This window comes from Streptomyces sulphureus DSM 40104, assembly GCF_000381025.1.
Lineage (GTDB): Bacteria > Actinomycetota > Actinomycetes > Streptomycetales > Streptomycetaceae > Streptomyces > Streptomyces sulphureus.
Genome location: NZ_KB905815.1, coordinates 484,633 through 501,122 on the forward strand (window position 1 = coordinate 484,633; position 16,490 = coordinate 501,122).

The 16,490-nt window shown below is 71.4% G+C and carries 14 protein-coding genes; 11 read left to right on the forward strand and 3 right to left on the reverse strand.

The window, feature by feature from the left end:
• Positions 1-78 precede the first annotated feature (78 nt).
• The 9 genes from F603_RS0110200 to F603_RS0110240 all read left to right on the forward strand — a co-directional run bounded on the left by F603_RS0110200 (position 79) and on the right by F603_RS0110240 (position 10,071).
• Complete coding sequence (locus F603_RS0110200; RefSeq protein ID WP_019545908.1) at positions 79-1,728, forward strand: ABC transporter substrate-binding protein; 1,650 nt, start codon at positions 79-81, stop codon at positions 1,726-1,728.
• Positions 1,725-2,678, forward strand: a complete 954-nt coding sequence (locus F603_RS0110205) for an ABC transporter permease (RefSeq protein WP_019545909.1) — start codon at positions 1,725-1,727, stop codon at positions 2,676-2,678. Before F603_RS0110200 ends, F603_RS0110205 begins: the two co-directional genes overlap by 4 nt.
• Positions 2,675-3,544 (forward strand): ABC transporter permease, encoded by an 870-nt coding sequence (locus F603_RS0110210; RefSeq protein WP_019545910.1) that lies wholly within the window; start codon positions 2,675-2,677, stop codon positions 3,542-3,544. The genes F603_RS0110205 and F603_RS0110210 overlap by 4 nt, the downstream gene beginning before the upstream one ends.
• A complete protein-coding gene (locus tag F603_RS0110215) occupies positions 3,541-4,521 on the forward strand; it encodes an ABC transporter ATP-binding protein (protein ID WP_019545911.1) in 981 nt (326 codons plus the stop codon). Before F603_RS0110210 ends, F603_RS0110215 begins: the two co-directional genes overlap by 4 nt.
• Positions 4,518-5,525 carry an ABC transporter ATP-binding protein gene (locus F603_RS0110220; RefSeq protein ID WP_019545912.1) on the forward strand — a complete coding sequence of 336 codons (1,008 nt, stop codon included), beginning with the start codon at positions 4,518-4,520 and terminating at the stop codon, positions 5,523-5,525. The genes F603_RS0110215 and F603_RS0110220 overlap by 4 nt, the downstream gene beginning before the upstream one ends.
• Before the next feature lie 36 nt (positions 5,526-5,561).
• Positions 5,562-7,349 carry a gamma-glutamyltransferase family protein gene (locus tag F603_RS0110225; RefSeq protein WP_019545913.1) on the forward strand — a complete coding sequence of 596 codons (1,788 nt, stop codon included), beginning with the start codon at positions 5,562-5,564 and terminating at the stop codon, positions 7,347-7,349.
• A 277-nt stretch (positions 7,350-7,626) separates the two neighbouring features.
• Complete coding sequence (locus F603_RS0110230) at positions 7,627-7,830, forward strand: cold-shock protein (protein WP_019545914.1); 204 nt, start codon at positions 7,627-7,629, stop codon at positions 7,828-7,830.
• 289 nt (positions 7,831-8,119) lie between these two features.
• Positions 8,120-9,601: a DEAD/DEAH box helicase gene (locus tag F603_RS0110235; protein ID WP_019545915.1), complete on the forward strand. Its 1,482-nt coding sequence runs from the start codon at positions 8,120-8,122 to the stop codon at positions 9,599-9,601.
• Positions 9,602-9,648: 47 nt separating this feature from the next.
• Complete coding sequence (locus tag F603_RS0110240) at positions 9,649-10,071, forward strand: GNAT family N-acetyltransferase (protein WP_019545916.1); 423 nt, start codon at positions 9,649-9,651, stop codon at positions 10,069-10,071.
• Positions 10,072-10,147: 76 nt separating this feature from the next.
• On the opposite strand, the gene F603_RS0110245 is transcribed toward F603_RS0110240, so the two are convergent.
• Positions 10,148-11,590, reverse strand: a complete 1,443-nt coding sequence (locus tag F603_RS0110245; RefSeq protein ID WP_019545917.1) for a glyceraldehyde-3-phosphate dehydrogenase — start codon at positions 11,588-11,590, stop codon at positions 10,148-10,150.
• Between the two features lie 630 nt (positions 11,591-12,220).
• On the opposite strand from F603_RS0110245, the gene F603_RS0110250 reads away from it, so the two are divergent.
• On the forward strand, positions 12,221-13,330 hold the full coding sequence (locus tag F603_RS0110250; RefSeq protein ID WP_019545918.1) for a tetratricopeptide repeat protein: 1,110 nt from the start codon (positions 12,221-12,223) through the stop codon (positions 13,328-13,330).
• Complete coding sequence (locus F603_RS0110255; protein WP_019545919.1) at positions 13,327-14,394, forward strand: polyprenyl synthetase family protein; 1,068 nt, start codon at positions 13,327-13,329, stop codon at positions 14,392-14,394. Before F603_RS0110250 ends, F603_RS0110255 begins: the two co-directional genes overlap by 4 nt.
• 420 nt (positions 14,395-14,814) lie before the next feature.
• Here F603_RS0110255 and F603_RS36380 read toward each other — a convergent pair whose 3' ends face one another.
• Both F603_RS36380 and F603_RS0110265 read right to left on the reverse strand, forming a co-directional pair.
• Positions 14,815-14,961: a hypothetical protein gene (locus tag F603_RS36380; protein ID WP_019545920.1), complete on the reverse strand. Its 147-nt coding sequence runs from the start codon at positions 14,959-14,961 to the stop codon at positions 14,815-14,817.
• 91 nt (positions 14,962-15,052) lie between these two features.
• Entirely contained in the window at positions 15,053-15,964 is a 912-nt protein-coding gene (locus tag F603_RS0110265; RefSeq protein ID WP_026328300.1) for a bifunctional helix-turn-helix transcriptional regulator/GNAT family N-acetyltransferase, read from the reverse strand.
• Positions 15,965-16,490: the final 526 nt, after the last annotated feature.

Here is a 16,490-nt window from a genome sequence, read left to right on the forward strand (position 1 = left end):
TCATGCCGCCTTCCAGCGCATACGTTCGGCCGCACTCGATTGCCGAGGAGCCCCGAACTCACCGGGAGGTGGGCTCACTTGCGCCCCCCACCACGCCGTCGCCGACGCACGGCAGCCGTCGTCGCGGCCGCCCTGCTCGCCCTCCTCGGCTCGGCGTGCGCCCCGCTCAGTACCGCCGCGACCGAGGTCGGTCCCGTCCGCATGGCCGACGACCGGCCGGTCGCCGACGGCGGTACGCTCACCGTCGCCCTCAAGTCCGACCCGGACAAGCTCGATCCGAGCCTCGGCAGCACGCTCGTCGGCCGCTCCGTCTTCGCCTCGATGTGCGAGAAGCTCTACGACACCGACGCGCACAACCGCATACGCCCCCAACTCGCCGCCGGAATGCCCGAGGTGAGCCGCGGCGGCCGGCTGGTGACGATCCCCGTGCGCAAGGGCGTGCGCTTCAGCGACGGCACCCGGCTCGACGCCGAGGCCGTCCGCACCTCCCTGCTCCGCCACCGCGATCTTCCCGCCTCCGCACGCGCCAGCGAACTCGAACCCGTCACCGGTGTCGAGGCACGCGGCGACACCGTCCGCATCCACCTGAAGGAAAGCTACGAACCGCTCCTCGGCGCGCTCGCCGACCGCTCGGGCATGGTGATGTCGCCGCGGGCCCTGCGCGAGCACGGGAAGAACTTCGCCGCGCACCCGTCCTGCGTCGGTCCCTTCCGCTTCGTCGAGCGGGTGACGGGCGACCGGATCGTGCTGGAGCGGGACCCGCGCTACTACGACGCGAAGAAGGTCCGCCTCGACCGGGTCGTCTTCCGGACGATCGTCGACGGCAACGTCCGCCTCGCCAACGTCCGTTCCGGCGAAGCCCAGTTGAGCGACCAGACGGCGCCGCTCGAAGTGCAGAGCGCACTCACCGAGAAGGGCCTGCGCGTCTTCCACTCGCCGACGCTCGGCTACCAGGGCATCACCGTCAACCTCGCCAACACCCGCGGCGTCGGCGAGAAGCCGGGCGATCCGAAGGACGTCGGCGGTGCCCTCGCGGGCGACGCGAAGCTGCGCGAGGCGTTCGAACTCTCCCTCGACCGGGACCTCATCAACCAGATCGTCTTTCAGGGCATGTACGACACCGCCTGCGGACCCGTGGCTCCTTCCAGCCAACTCGGCACCCGCACCGACTGCTCCGGACGCGACCTCGACCGCGCACGCCGACTCGTGCGCGAGGCACGGTCCGAGGGGAGGGTGAAGGGCGAAGTGCCCGTCGAACTCACCATCTCCACCACCGCCGAGCACCTCCGCCTCGGGCAGGTCGTCCAAGCCATGGCCGGCGAGGCGGGGTTCGACGTCACCCTCCGCCCCACCGAGTTCGCCACCCTCCTCGAACACGCCGACCGCGGCGACTTCCAGGCCGCGGCGCTCGGCTGGTCGGGGCGGCTCGACCCGGCCGGCAACGTCGACGCGTTCGTCGGCAGCGGTGGCTCGGAGAACCGCTCGGCGTTCAGCGACCCGCGTATCGACCGCCTCGTGAGCGAGGGCAGCAGCACCTCGGACCCGGCGGAGCGCAAGGGCATCTACCGCCGACTCACCGCGGCCGCGGGCGAGGAGCGCCCCATCATCTACCTCTACCGCGAGCGCAACTACGTGGTCGCCTCCGAGGACGTGGCGGGCCTGCGCGTCTACGGGGACGGGCTGATCCGTCTCGACCGCGCCGGCTACGTCCGGGGAGGCGAGGAGTGACCCGCTACCTGCTGCGCAGGCTCGGCCAGTCCGGCGTGACGCTCGTCCTCGTCAGCATCGTCGTCTTCGTCGGCGTCCGTGCCATGCCGGGCGACACCGCGCGGGCCCTGGCGGGCGAGGAGACGACGCCCGAGGCGCTCGCCGCGATCCGCGCGGAGTACGGCCTCGACGACAACATCGCCGTCCAGTACGCGCGGTACGTCCAGCACGCGCTCACGGGCGACCTCGGCACCTCCGCCCGCACCGGACTGCCCGTCCTCGACGCGATCCTCGACGCGCTCCCCGTCACCCTCGAACTCGCCTTGTTCTCCCTGCTGTTCGCCGTGGTGCTCGGTATCGGCGCCGGCGTCGTGGCGGCCGTCAGAAGGGGGAAGCCGGCGGAGTGGGCGGCGAGCACCGTGGCGCTGCTCGGGCTCTCCGTGCCGAACTTCTGGCTCGGCATCGTGCTCATTCTCGGCTTCGCCATCGCCCTTCCGCTCTTCCCCGCTTCGGGGTTCGTTCCGTTCGGCACAGATCCGGCGGAGAACCTGCGGCGGATGGTCCTGCCCGCCGTCGTCCTCGGCACCGGGCTCGCCGCCGTCGTGATGCGGCAGACGCGCGCGGCGATGCTCGAATCGCTCTCCGCCGACTACGTGCGCACCGCGCGCGCCAAAGGGCTCTCGCCCTGGCAGGTGACGGGCGGACACGCGCTGCGCAACTCCCTGATCACCGTCGTCACCGTGCTCGGGCTCCAGCTCGGGCAGCTCATCTCGGGGGCCGTCGTCACCGAGCAGATCTTCGTCCTTCCCGGCTTCGGGAAGCTGATGATCGACGCCGTCTTCACGCGGGACTACGCCATGGTCCAGGGCGTCGTCCTCTTCACCGCGACCGCCTACATCCTCGTCAACCTCACCGTCGACCTCCTCTACTCCCTCATCGATCCCCGCATACGGCTGGGAGGCGCCCGGTGACCACGCAACTCGGCGCCGGCCGGGACACGCCGCTCCGGCGCCGACTGGCAGGCAACAGGCTCGCGTTGGCGGGCGGCACGGTCGCCGTCGTGTTCGTCCTCGCCGCCGCGGCCGCGCCGCTCCTCGCGCCGTACGATCCCGCGCGCGCCGACTTCCAGGCCGCCCTCCAGGGCCCCGGCTGGTCGCACTGGCTCGGCACCGACGACCTCGGGCGCGACCAGCTCTCCCGCGTCATCCACGGGGCACGCGCGTCGATGCAGGTCGGCGTCCTCGCCGTGGTCCTCGCCTTCCTCGCGGGCGTGCCGCTGGGGCTCGCCGCCGGCTACTACGAGCGGTTCACCGACTCCGTCGTCTCGCGCATCACGGACACGCTCCTCGCCTTCCCCTTCCTCGTGCTCGCCGTCGGCCTCGCCGCCGTACTCGGGCCCTCGCTGCTCAACGCCACCCTCGCCATCGGGGTCTCGCTCGTCCCCCAAGTGGTGCGCGTGGCAAGGGCGGAGACGCTGCGACTCAAGCATCTCGACTACGTGCAGGCGGCGTTGGCCTCGGGCGGCGGCCCCGGCACCGTCCTCTTCCGGCACATCCTGCCCAACGCGACGTCGGCGCTGCTGGTTCAGGCGACCGTCGGCATCCCGGCGGCCATCATCAGCGAAGCGCTGCTCAGCTTCCTCGGCCTCGGCGTCCAACCGCCCGACCCCTCGCTCGGGGTCATGCTCTCCGGCGCGCAGCCGTACATCGCCGCCGCACCGTGGATGGCGGTCTTCCCCGGCCTCGCCATCGTCGCCGCCACGCTCGCCTTCAACCTCCTCGGCGACGGCGTACGCGACGTACTCGACCCGAAAGGCCCCAAGGGAGGCGGCAGATGAACCAAACCGAGCCGGTGCTCCGGGTGCGGGACCTCACCGTCACCTTCGAGGGCGAGCGGACCGTGCACGCGGTCGACGGCGTCTCCTTCGACGTGCGGGCAGGCGAAGTCCTCGCCGTCGTCGGAGAGTCGGGGTGCGGGAAGTCCGTCACCTCGCTCGCCGTGCTGGGGCTGCTGCCGGAGGCCGCGAAGGTCACGGGCTCGGTGCTCCTCGACGGACGGGAGCTCGCCGGCGCGAGCGAAGCGGAGCTGCGTGCGGTGCGCGGCAGCGCGCTTTCGATGGTCTTCCAGGAGCCCATGACGTCGCTCAACCCCGTCCTGACCGTCGGGCGGCAGGTCACCGAAGTCCTGCGCAGACACCAGAAGTTGGGGCGGCGTGACGCGCGTGAGCGGGCCGTCGAGCTGCTCTCGCTCGTCGGGATACCCGCACCGCGCCGACGCGTCGACGAGTACCCGCACCAGCTCTCGGGCGGCATGCGCCAACGCGTCGTGATCGCCATCGCCGTCGCCTGCGATCCCGCCGTCCTCATCGCGGACGAGCCCACCACGGCGCTCGACGTCACCGTCCAGGCCGGCGTCCTCGACGTCCTCGACTCGCTCCGCACGAGGCTCGGCACGGCCGTCGTCCTCATCACGCACGACCTCGGCGTCGTGGCGCACACCGCCGACCGCGTCCTCGCGATGTACGCGGGGCGGCCCGTCGAACACGCCACCGTGGACGAGCTGTTCGCCTCGCCCCGCCACCCGTACACCCGCGGCCTCCTCGCCGCCGTACCGAGGCCGGGCGCGCCGCCGGAGGGCGGACGGCTCACGGAGATCCCCGGCATGGTCCCCGCCCTCACCGAACGTGCCGACCACTGCACGTTCGCACCCCGCTGCGGCCTGGCCGACGAGGAGTGCACCACGGCACGCCCGCACCTCGAAGGCGAGCGCCACCTCGCGGCCTGCTGGCACCCGGAACCGGAAGGGACGCCATGACCCACACACCATCGGCGCCCGTCGCCCCGTCCGCGCTCGAACTCGACGGACTCGTGAGGCACTTCGCCGTGCACGGCGGAACGGTCCGCGCCGTCGACGGCGTCAGCCTCGCCGTAGCGCGCGGCGAAGTCCTCGGGCTCGTGGGCGAGTCGGGCTCGGGCAAGTCGACCGTCGGTCAGTGCGCCGTGCGGCTGGACCGGCCGACGCGGGGCACGGTCCGCGTCGACGGGACGGACATCACGCGGCTCTCCCGGCGGGCGCTGCGTCCGCTGCGCCGCGGGTTCCACCTCGTCTTCCAGGACCCTTCCGCCTCCCTCGACCCGCGGATGACCGTCGGGCGCATCGTGGCGGAACCGCTGCGGCTCCACCGCCTCGCGCACGGTGAAGAGTTGCAGGACCGCGTCTCCGAACTCCTCCGACTCGTCGGACTGCGCCCCGAGTCGGCGCGGCGACGGCCGCACGAGCTCTCCGGCGGCCAGCGGCAGCGCGTCTCCCTCGCCCGTGCGCTCTCCGTCGAACCGCAACTCCTCGTCGCCGACGAGCCGACCTCGGCGCTGGACGTGTCGGTGCAGGCCGCCGTCCTCAACCTCTTCTCCGACCTTCAGCGGGAGCGCGGCTTCGGCTGCCTCTTCATCACGCACGACCTGTCCGCCGTCGAGTTCGTCGCCGACCGGATCGCGGTGATGTACCTCGGCGAGATCGTCGAACAGGCCCCGACCGCCGACCTGTTCGCCTCCCCGAGGCACCCCTACACCGCGGCGCTGCTCTCCGCCGTCCCCGTGCCCGACCCCGCCGTCGAGCGCGGCCGCCGGCGCGTCGTGCTCCAGGGCGACCCGCCGAGCCCGCTCGCGCCGCCCGCCGGCTGCCGCTTCCACGAGCGGTGCCCCGCGGCCGTCGACCGCTGCCGCGTCGAACCACCGGCCCTGCGCACGCTGCCGGGCCGGGTCCCGCGCCAGGTCGCCTGCCACCGCGTCGACGAGGACGGCACACCGCCGCAGCTCTAGCCCACCCGCAACTCCCCAACAGGAGGCCACGCACCCGTGTTCACCACCCGCCCCACCCTCCAGGGCACCTTCGGCATGGCCTCGTCCACCCACTGGCTCGCCTCGCAGACCGCCATGGCGATCCTGGAGGACGGCGGCAACGCCTACGACGCAGCCGTCGCCGCCGGCTTCGTCCTCCACGTCGCCGAACCGCACCTCAACGGCCCCGCAGGAGAGGTGCCTGCCCTCCTCGCACCCGCCGGCGGCCCCGTCCGCGTCCTCTGCGGCCAGGGCGTCGCGCCCCAGGGGGCGACCGTCGCGCACTACACCTCGCTCGGCCTCTCCCTCATCCCGGGGACAGGCCCGCTCGCCGCCGCGGTGCCCGGCGCCTTCGACGCCTGGATGCTCCTCCTCCGCGACCACGGAACCCGCAGCCTGCGCACCGTGCTCGACTACGCCGTCGGCTACGCGGAACGCGGCGTCCCCGCCGTCGAACGCATCGGTGAAACCGTCGCGACGGTACGGGAGTTGTTCACGACCGAGTGGACCGACTCCGCCTCCGTCTACCTCCCCCACGGCCGCCCGCCCGCACCCGGCGAGCTGCTCAAGAACCCGGCACTCGCGTCGACTTGGCGCCGCCTCCTCACCGAGGCCGAGGCCGCGGGTCCCGACCGCGAGGAACAGATCGAGGCCGCACGCCGCGTCTGGCGCGAGGGCTTCGTGGCGGAGGCGCTGCTCCGCGCCGCGGCACGCCCCACGCTCGACACCTCGGGCGAACGGCACACGGGCACGCTCACCGGGGACGACCTCGCGGCCTGGCGCGCCACGTACGAGGACCCCGCCACCCTCGACGCGGGCGACTGGACGATCTGCAAGCCGGGCCCCTGGTCCCAGGGGCCGAGCCTCCTCCAGCAACTCGCCCTTCTGCCCGAGGGCTTCGCCTACGACCCGGAGGACCCCGCCTGCGTCCACCGCCTCGTGGAGGGAACCAAGCTCGCGATGGCCGACCGGGAGGCGTGGTACGGAGACGCCTCGCAGGTCCCGCTCGACGCGCTCCTCTCCTCCGAGTACGCCGCGGCCCGCCGCGCCCTGATCGACGAGGCCGCCTCCGCGCAGCTCCGCCCCGGCACCCCCGTCCCCGGCACGGAACCGCGGCTGCCTCCCTGCACCGTCCCGGGCCCCGACCTCCCGGCCGAGGCGGCGGGCGCGGGCGAGCCGACGGTCGGCCGGAACGGCAGCACCCGCGGGGACACCTGCCACATCGACGTCGTCGACCGCTGGGGCAACATGATCAGCGCAACACCGAGCGGAGGCTGGCTCCACTCCAACCCCGTCGCACCCGAGCTGGGCTTCCCCCTCGGGACGAGGCTCCAAATGACCTGGCTGACACCCGGGTTGCCCGGCACCCTCACCCCGGGCAGGCGCCCCCGCACCACCCTCAGCCCCTCCCTCGCGCTGCGTGAGGGAGAGCCGGTGCTCGCCTTCGGGACCCCGGGCGGCGACCAGCAGGACCAGTGGCAGCTCACCTTCCTCCTCGGCGCCATGAGCCGACCCGCCGTCCGCGGAAGCCTCGACCTCCAGGGCGCCATCGACGCCCCGAACTGGCACACGGAGTCCTTCCCCGGCTCCTTCTACCCGCGCACCATGCGCCCGGCGTCCGTCACCGTCGAGGGGCGCATGCGCGGGGACGTCGTCGAGGGGCTGCGGGAGCGGGGCCACGAGGTCACCGTGGGCCCCGCGTGGTCGGAGGGGCGCCTCTGCGCCGTCGCGCGGGACCCGCGGACCGGGGTCCTGGCGGCGGCGGCCAATCCGCGCGGGATGCAGGGGTACGCGGTGGGGCGCTGAGGCCGCGGCTCCCGGCGCACCTGCCACCGCTTGTACGGAGCGTCGCTGCGTACCGCCGTTCCGTACACGGGAGTTATGGGGTTGAGCCCCGTCGTGCTACTGTCGAGGACAGTTGCAGTTTTGACTCCCATGGCTTGAAGTGCTTCATTCGAGGATTGCCCGGAGAAGGCGTCTTCGAGGAGCGAACTTTACATCCGGTACCTCCGGACGGGTTGATCATCGCGGCAACACGGAGCGCACAGTGCTCTCCGGTTACTGCCCCGAAGGAGAAAAAGTTTTGGCTACCGGCACCGTAAAGTGGTTCAACTCGGAAAAGGGCTTCGGCTTCATCGAGCAGGACGGCGGCGGCGCAGACGTCTTCGCCCACTACTCGAACATCAACGCCACCGGCTTCCGTGAGCTGCTTGAGGGCCAGAAGGTGACCTTCGACGTCACCCAGGGCCAGAAGGGTCCGCAGGCGGAGAACATCACTGCCGTCTGACGCCCCAGTTCGACGAGTGTGGCCCGCGCCCCAGGGTGCGGGCCATATTCTGTGCGGCGCACGCGGCGCCGCCCGCCCGGAGAGCCGGCATCGCCCGCCTCCCGGGCCCCATTCCCCCGCGGGCGCGGGCCGCCCGGCCACACCGAAGAGCCGGCCCGGCGAAGACGCCACCACCAAACCCCGCCCCGCTGGCCGCTGTTGTACCTCGGCTCGATCCTGCGAACCTCCGCACCGCGCACAGGCGCCCCCGGACTTCCTCGATACGCGCCGCATCGAGAAGGGTTCCGCATTGAACCAGCCGCCCCGCAAGAACGCCCGCTCCGCGCGCGGCGCCGGCCGAAACCGCCGCCCGCAGCAGGCAGTTGCCGACCGGCGCCCTGCGCAGGGGCGCCGACCCGCCCCGGCCTCCGGCGAGTTCGCGCCCCCCGAGACCCGCACCCCCGCGCTTCCGCCCGTCGCCTCCTTCTCCGAGCTCGACATACCGGCCGCTCTCCTCAAGACGCTCGCGCACCGCGGGATGGAGGCCCCGTTCCCCATCCAGGCGGCGACGCTGCCCAACTCCCTCACGGGCCGGGACGTGTTGGGACGCGGACGCACCGGCTCGGGGAAGACGCTCGCCTTCGGGCTCGCGCTGCTCGCCCGCACCGCGGGCCGACGCGCGGAGCCGCGGCGGCCGTTGGGCCTCGTGCTCGCGCCGACGCGTGAACTCGCCCACCAGATCGCCGAGGCGCTCGCGCCGTACGCCAAGTCGCTGAAGCTGCGCACGGCGACCGTCGTGGGCGGGCTGTCGATCAACCGGCAGGCCGACGCGCTCCGGGGCGGAGCCGAACTCGTCATCGCCACCCCCGGCCGCCTCAAGGACCTCGTCGACCGCGGCGACTGCGAGCTGGGGAGCGTCGCCGTCACCGTTCTCGACGAGGCCGACCAGATGTGTGACATGGGGTTCCTGCCCCAGGTCACCAGACTCCTCGACCAGGTCGACCCGGAGGGCCAGCGGATGCTCTTCTCCGCGACGCTCGACCGCAACGTCGACCGACTCGTCCGGCGCTACCTCGACGACCCCACGGTGCACTCCGTCGACCCCTCGGCCGGCGCCGTCACCACCATGGACCACCACCTGCTCCACGTCCGCGACGAGGAGAAGCGCACGGTGGCCACCGAGATCGCGGCGCGCGACGGCCGCGTCATCCTCTTCGTCGACACGAAGCGCTCCGCCGACCGCTTCGCCAAGCACCTGCTCAAGAGCGGGGTCCGCGCCGCCGCGCTCCACGGCGGCCGCTCGCAGCCGCAACGCAACCGCACGCTCGCGCAGTTCAAGAACTCCGAGGTGACCGCCCTCGTGGCGACCAACGTCGCGGCACGCGGTATCGACATCGCCGACCTCGACCTCGTCGTCAACATCGACCCGCCGACCGACCACAAGGACTACCTCCACCGCGCCGGCCGCACCGCGCGCGCCGGTGCCTCGGGCAACGTCGTCACCCTCCTCCTGCCGGAGCAGCGGCGGGAGATGACGCGCCTGATGTCGACGGCCGGCATCACGCCCCAGACGGCACGCGTCGCCCCCGGAGAGGACGCCCTCGCGCGCATCACCGGGGCACGCACGCCCAGCGGCGTCCCGGTGTCCGCGCCGGCCGCCCCCGCGCCGGCCGCACCGTCGGCTTCCGCTTCCGCGTCCGCGTCCGCGTCGAAGCCCCGCAACAGCCGCAGCAGGCGGGGGCGTTCGTCCCGCAGGCCGCACAGGCAGCCGCGGCAGAGCGCGGGAAGGTGACGTACTCGGCGGACGGGACGACGCGGCGGACACCAGGAGGGCGAGCCATGGACGACTACCGACTGCACACGGGCGTACCCTCCGTCGAGGTCTTCCGCCGCCTGCGCACCGACGCCGGCCTCTCCGACAAGGCGCCCGAGGCCGCCGCCCTCGCGCTGCCCCGAACCTGGTACGGCGTCGTCCTCCACCACGAGGGCGAGCCGATCGGCATGGGGCGGATCGTCGGCGACGGCGGCACCGCGTTCCAGATCGTCGACGTCTGCGTCCACCCCGCGCACCAGGGCAGAGGGCTCGGCAAGCGCATCATGGCCGCGCTCACCGAGGAGTTGGAACGGCGGGCGCCGGCGACGGCGTACGTCTCCCTCATCGCCGACGGCCCGGCCCGCTTCCTCTACGAGAAGTTCGGCTTCGCCGACACCGCGGTCCACGACTCCATCGGCATGTACCGGATGATGAGCGCCGAGCACTGACCCCGGTCCGGCGCCCGGCCGTGGCCAACTGCCCGCCTCCGGGCGGCGGTTGGCCACGGCCGTCCGTCGGGAGCGGTCAGACGACGGCCGGGTACGTCGGGTACTCCGCGTTGGAGACGTACTGCACGACGCGGACGACCTGGCACGAGTAGCCGAACTCGTTGTCGTACCAGAGGTAGAGGATGGCGTTGTCCCCCTCGACCTTGGTGGCCCCCGCGTCGACGATCGCGGCGTGGCGCGAGCCGATGAAGTCGCTGGAGACCGCGTCGGGCGCGCTGATGTAGTCGATCTGGCGCTTGAGCGGCGAGGTGAGCGAGACGTTGCGGAGGTAGCGGAGGACCTCCTCGCGCTCCGCCTCACGGCCGAGCTGCAAGTTGAGGATGGCGATCGAGACGTCCGGCACCGGGACGCGGATGGAGCTCCCGGTGATCCTCGCTTGCAGGTCCGGCAGCGCCTTCGCGACGGCGGAGGCGGCGCCGGTCTCCGTGAGCACCATGTTGAGCGGTGCCGAGCGGCCGCGTCGGTCGGAGTTGTGGTAATTGTCCAGCAGGTTCTGGTCGTTGGTGAACGAGTGCACCGTCTCCACGTGGCCGCGGAGCACGCCGTACTCGTCGGCCATCGCCTTCAGCGGCGGCACGATCGCGTTGGTGGTGCACGAGGCGCACGAGATGATCTGCTCGTCCTGCTTGATCATGTCGTGGTTGACCCCGTGGACGACGTTGGGCACGTCCCCCTTGCCCGGCGCCGTGAGGACGACCTTGTCGATGCCGGGGCGCAGGTGCTTCGACAGGCCCTCGCGGTCACGCCACTTGCCGGTGTTGTCGATGAGGACGGCGTCCTTGATGCCGTACGCCGTGTAGTCCACCGCCGTCGGGTCGTCCGAGTAGATCATCTCGATCGCGTTGCCGTTGGCGATGATCCGGCTGTTCGCCTCGTCGACGGTGATCGTTCCCTGGAACTGCCCGTGGATGGAGTCGCGGCGCAACAGCGAGGCACGCTTGACGATGTCCTGCTCACCGCCCTTGCGCACGACGATCGCGCGGAGTCGGAGCCCGTTGCCCGATCCGGCCTTCTCTATGAGCAGCCGCGCGATGAGCCGGCCGATGCGGCCGAAGCCGTAGAGCACGACGTCGCGGGACTCGCGGCGGTCGATCTTGTTGGCGCCCGTGGCGCCCGCGACATGTTCGGCGGTGAACTCCTCCACCGGGAGCCCGCGGTCGTCGTCCTTGTAGGTGGCGGCGAGCATGCCGATGTCGATCTGTGCGGGACCGAGGTCGAGCGTGGTGAGAGCCTGGAGGAACGGCAGCGTCTCGGTGACCGAGAGCTCCTCCCCGGCGATCTGCCGGGCCCACCGGTGGGTCTTGAGGATGCTGACCACCGACTTGTTCACCAGGGACCTGCTGTGCAGCAGGACGGTGACGTCCCGCTCCCGATGCAGCTTGCCGATGAGCGGGATCATCGACTCCGCGATCTCCTCGCGCTGCTTCCAGTTGGTGAACGCGTCCTCGTTGACAGTCACAGGATTTCTCTTTCGAGCTAGGGAGTGCTCATATGCTAACCCTCCGGTCCTCCTGGCTCGTACGCACCTGACGCCGGGCTCGATACGGCATCGGCAAACCTCCGCCAACCGGACAGCGTGCAGGGCGAGTTGCTCACAGGCAAGGGAACGGAAACCGGACTGCCAAGGGTCGTGAATCGGACGTAAAGAGTCGACAGGCCAGAAACCATCACGTTTCTCCATGAGGATGGCGCACGAGAGAGCACCAGAGCCAGGAGGTCGTATGGGAAACAGGCGAAATGCGGATCAACCCGAACCGCAACCGGTAAACCCTGTCAAAAGCCGGCGATGATCGGCTACGCCCGCTGTCAGTGCCACCTGGGCGAGTGGACCCCGCGGCAGCAGAAGAAGACCAAGAAGCGCTGACCAGCGCCCGGGCCCCGTACCCACCTCTCCCGCGGGGCCCCGTGCCTTCTGCGACCCATGACAGACCACCGTGCCGTCCCGTACGCCTCGCACATGAACGTGCACCACCCAAGTAGCCCTCAGGTATGACTCGTTGACCAGCGTCAGGGCTGATTCGGCGCTCCCCTGCGCGCCTTTAACGTCGATCCGGCAAGACGGACGCAGGCGAACGTGGCGGTGAAACAGATGACACAGGTGGCCCAGGAGCCCGTGACAGGCGCCAACGGCGTACAGGGCAAGGCGTTCGCTCCCGAGTACCAGGGCGCCCTCGGCTCGCTCTCGGTGAACTCGTCCCTCGACGACGTGCTGGCGAAGGGCATCGAAGAGTTGCGGGCTGCCGAAGAAGCCGGCGAGCAGGAGGAGATGGCGCGCTGCGGAGTCGCCGTCGCGGAGGCGTACCGGCGGTTGGGAAGGATCGCGGAAGCCGACCGGGCGTGGAAGGCGAGCTACCGGGCGGCCCGCTCGGCTGACGACGTCGGCGCCATGGCGTGGGCCGTGTGGAGCGGCGGCACGCTCGCGCGCCAGCGGGGCGCCTTCTCGCTCGCGTACCGACTGCTGGGCCTCGCAGCCGAGTTGGGCAAACAGGGGGACGACGTGGTGGCCCGCGGCTACTCGCTCGCCGGCCTCGCCGAGACCGGCCGCATCCAGGGCGACTACCAGGCCGTCGGCGAACTCCACGAGCAACTCCTCGCGGAGGCCCGCAGCCGCGGCGAGGCCCGCCACACGGTCTGGGCGCTGGAAGGCATCGCGCAGATGCACCGCAACACCGGCTCCTACGACACCGCGCTCGCCCTCTTCGAGGAGGCGGCGGAGACCGCCGGAACAGCCGACGACGTGCGGGGCCGCGCGTGGGCACTGCGCGGCATCGCCGACGTGGTGTCCGTACGCGACGGCGACGCCGAACGCGCCCTCGCCCTGCTCTCCGAGGCCGAACTCGACTGCCGCCGCATGAACCTGCCGAGCGCCCTGGCGTACAACCACAAGATGCGCGGCAACGTCCTCTACCGCGCCGGCCGTTACCCGGAGGCCCGCGACACGTACATCCACGCCCTCGACGAGTTCTCCTCGATGGACGAGCCGCGGGGTACGGCGCTCTCCCGGCTCGGACTCGCCAAGTCACTCGCCCGACTCGGCAGAGACCGGTCCGAGACCGCCGCCGAACTCGCCGCGCTCCGCGACGCGTTGGACCGCATCGGTCTGCGTCACGCTCGGGAGATGGTCGGCAAGGCCGCCGCCGAACTGGGCGTCGGCCCGCTGCCCGGAGAGCCGACGACCACCGCGGAGACCCCTCGATGAGCGCGCCCAGCACCGTACTCGACGGGGCCGGGACCACCTCGGCAGCCGAAGTCCTGCGACGGTGCCGGGAGTTGGTACGCCCCGCACTGGCCGCAGCCGTCGGCGAACTCCATCCCTGGACCGGCGAGATGGCCGCCTTCTCCCTCGGCTGGCGCGACGCGGACGGCACACCGGCACCCGACGCCTCCGAGGGCAAGGGTGTACGTCAGGCCCTCGCGGTGCTCGGCGCCGAGGCCGCCGGAGCACACGGCAGTGTCGCGGTGCCCGGAGCGGTCGCCGTCGAACTGATCCACACCTTCTCCCTCCTCCACGACGACGTCATGGACGGCGACGCCACACGGCGCCGCCGGGAGACCGTCTGGAAGGCGTACGGCACGGGCCCCGCCGTCCTGGCCGGGGACGCGCTCTTCGCCCTCGCGGTACAGACCCTGGCCGAGACGCCGACGGCCGCCACCGGCGCCGCAGTACGCCAACTCTCCACGACGCTCACCGAACTCGTCCGCGGCCAGGCGGAAGACCTCTCCTTCGAGGCACGCCCCTGGACGGGACCTGACGCGGTGCGCCCGGAGGAGTACCGCTCCATGGCGGAACGCAAGACCGGCGCGCTCCTCGGCTGTGCCACCGCGCTCGGCGCACTCCTCGGCGGCGCTTCCACGGAGACCGTCACCGCGCTCGACCGCGCCGGACGCCACCTCGGCCTCGCCTTCCAGGCCGTGGACGACCTCCTCGGCATCTGGGGCGACCCGTCCGTCACCGGCAAGCCCGTCCACAGCGACCTCCGCAACCGGAAGAAGACCCACCCCGTCCTCACCGCACTCGCCACCGACGACCGCGCCTCCCGCGAACTCGCCGCACTCCTGCACTCCCCCACGCCGCTCGACGACCAGTCCCTCCTCCACGCCTCCCGCCTGATCGACGAGTCCGGCGGCCGCGCCGCGGTCCTGGACGAGACCCGCGAGCAACTAGCCGCCGCCCACGCCTGCTTGCACGACGTCCCCCTGAGCCCGGTGACCGCACGGGAGTTGGAGACGCTGATGGGATTCCTGCTGCACCGGACGGTGTGACGACACCCGCACTCGATCAGAATGCGAGAAGCATCCGCCCGTTCGTACCTCTGATGTGCAAGGCCCGCCGACAGCGAACGGAAAGCGGAACCCATGGACACCACACCGCACTCCAACGCGCTCCTCCTCGGAAAACCTCTCCGAGGAGGAGCGCGCCGCCGTACGGGAGCGCACTGCGGAGTCGAAAACAGCCACCGGGCGAAGCCGTACCACCGACAAGGCGGCAGCCGACGAAAGAGACGCGCTCGCAAAGATCGCGGAAATGCCCCCACCCGACGGCTCTTGGGCCGAACGCGTCCACACACTCGTCACCACTACGGCACCCGGCCTGTCACCGAAACTCTGGTAAGGCCAGCCCGCCTACACCAAAAACGGCAAGGCCCTCTGCTTCTTCCGCAGCGCCCGAAAAGACCAGGCGCGCTACTCGACCCTCGGCTTGACCGAGGAGGCCGCTCTCGACGACGACACGGGCATGCGGCCGACGTGGTGCGCCCTGACCGAGTTGAGCCCGACGGCGGAGGCGAGGATCAGCGAACTGACCAGGTCGGCGGTGAGGTGAGGCGTCACCCCGCAACACGGCCGAGGCGCCGCCGTCCCGGTTCGCCCCGACGTCCCTCGGACACTCGCAACCACGCCCTATCCGGCTACGACCACCGACTCACGCTGCCCCATGGTGCTGTGTCGGGCCAGCAGTGAGCCGCTTCTCGAACCAATGGTGGGCGTAGGGCTCGTCGTTGAAGGCGGGGACCTCGGTGTATCCACTGCTGCGGTAGAGACAAGTGGCCGCTTCCAGGGCCTTGTTGGTGTCGAGCCGCACCACGTCGCTGCCGTCCCGTGCGGCGCGTTCCTCGAGCTCGGACAGCAGCCGCCGCGCCAGGCCGAGACCCCGGGCGCCGGGGCTGACCCACAGCCGCTTGATCTCGGCAGGTGCTCCGGTCGGAAGCTTGAGCCCAGCGCAGCCCACCGGCTCTCCGTGCAGCCGGGCGACGAGGAATAGGCCGCGGGGCGGGCGCAGTTCGGCCGGATCGGGCAGCAAGCTGCTTGCCGGGTCGAAACCGCCCTCGAACAGCTCCTGCAGCTCGGTGGCGTAGGCCCGCAGGCAGTACACAGCGTCCGGATGGTCGGGGTCGAGCACCTCCAGTGAGACGACCGAGGCGGTCAGCAGCCGTTCGACCTCTGCCATGGCCGAGGTGAGCCGGTCCCGCTGCCGGGCGTCGAGGGGGTCGAGGAGCGAGGCTGCGAGGGCATCGCTCCGGTCGTCGAGAAGCACACGCTCCGCCCGACCGGCATCGGTCAGCCGCACAGTACGCACCCGCCGATCGTCAGGGTGGGGCTCCACGACAACGAGACCGTCACGCTCAAGCGCCCGCAGAAGGCGGCTCACGTAGCCGGAGTCGAGGTCGAGCCGGGCTCGAACGCTGCGCACGTCGTGCGTGCCCTCGTCACCGATCTCCCAGAGCAGCCGCGCCTGCCCATAGGGACGCGCACCGCCCAGATAGCGATCGTGCAGCACGCCCACACGCTCGGCGACCGTCCGGTTGAAGCGCCGTACCTGCTCTACCTGCCCCATACTCTCTGACCTTAGTCAGGTAATTGCGAGGAGGCAAAGAAAGCCCCCGCCGTCAGCGGCCGGCGATACCGCGCGGGGCCACCGACCCACCGCGTCGCGGGGGCCTGACAGCGCGGGCTGCCCCCAGCTAGAGGAGGCAGCCCGTCGCTTCCGATTCACGTCAGGTAACGCACCGGCCGATGCGTGCGGGACCGGAGGTCCGGTGGGGAACGCCGTGAAGCGTTTTCGCCTGCGGCTCTCAGATGTCGAAGTACAGGTGGGAAGGAACTCTGACCTGCACAAGAGCAGGACGTTCGTAGGGTCGGTGCACATCGGGTGCACACGACACGACGTGCTCTCCACGACCCGGATGCAGGAGGTTCACCGCGCCGCTGGCTCGCTCGGCGGCAGCTCCTCGCGTGGCCCCGCCCTCCCAGTCTCCTGCAGTGAAGCAGCAAGAATCCGACAGACTTCAACTCGTTTTCCCTGTTCGCAGCCTTCATCTAGGCGCTCCAGTCGACGAAGCACCGCGATGTCCCGCCCTCAG

Coding starts and splice junctions, on each gene's coding strand:
- F603_RS0110250 (WP_019545918.1), top strand. CDS start 12,221: ATGACACAGGTGGCCCAGGAGCCCGTGACAGGCGCCAACGGCGTACAG.
- F603_RS0110220 (WP_019545912.1), top strand. CDS start 4,518: ATGACCCACACACCATCGGCGCCCGTCGCCCCGTCCGCGCTCGAACTC.
- F603_RS0110255 (WP_019545919.1), top strand. CDS start 13,327: ATGAGCGCGCCCAGCACCGTACTCGACGGGGCCGGGACCACCTCGGCA.
- F603_RS0110240 (WP_019545916.1), top strand. CDS start 9,649: ATGGACGACTACCGACTGCACACGGGCGTACCCTCCGTCGAGGTCTTC.
- F603_RS0110265 (WP_026328300.1), bottom strand. CDS start 15,964: ATGGGGCAGGTAGAGCAGGTACGGCGCTTCAACCGGACGGTCGCCGAG.
- F603_RS0110215 (WP_019545911.1), top strand. CDS start 3,541: ATGAACCAAACCGAGCCGGTGCTCCGGGTGCGGGACCTCACCGTCACC.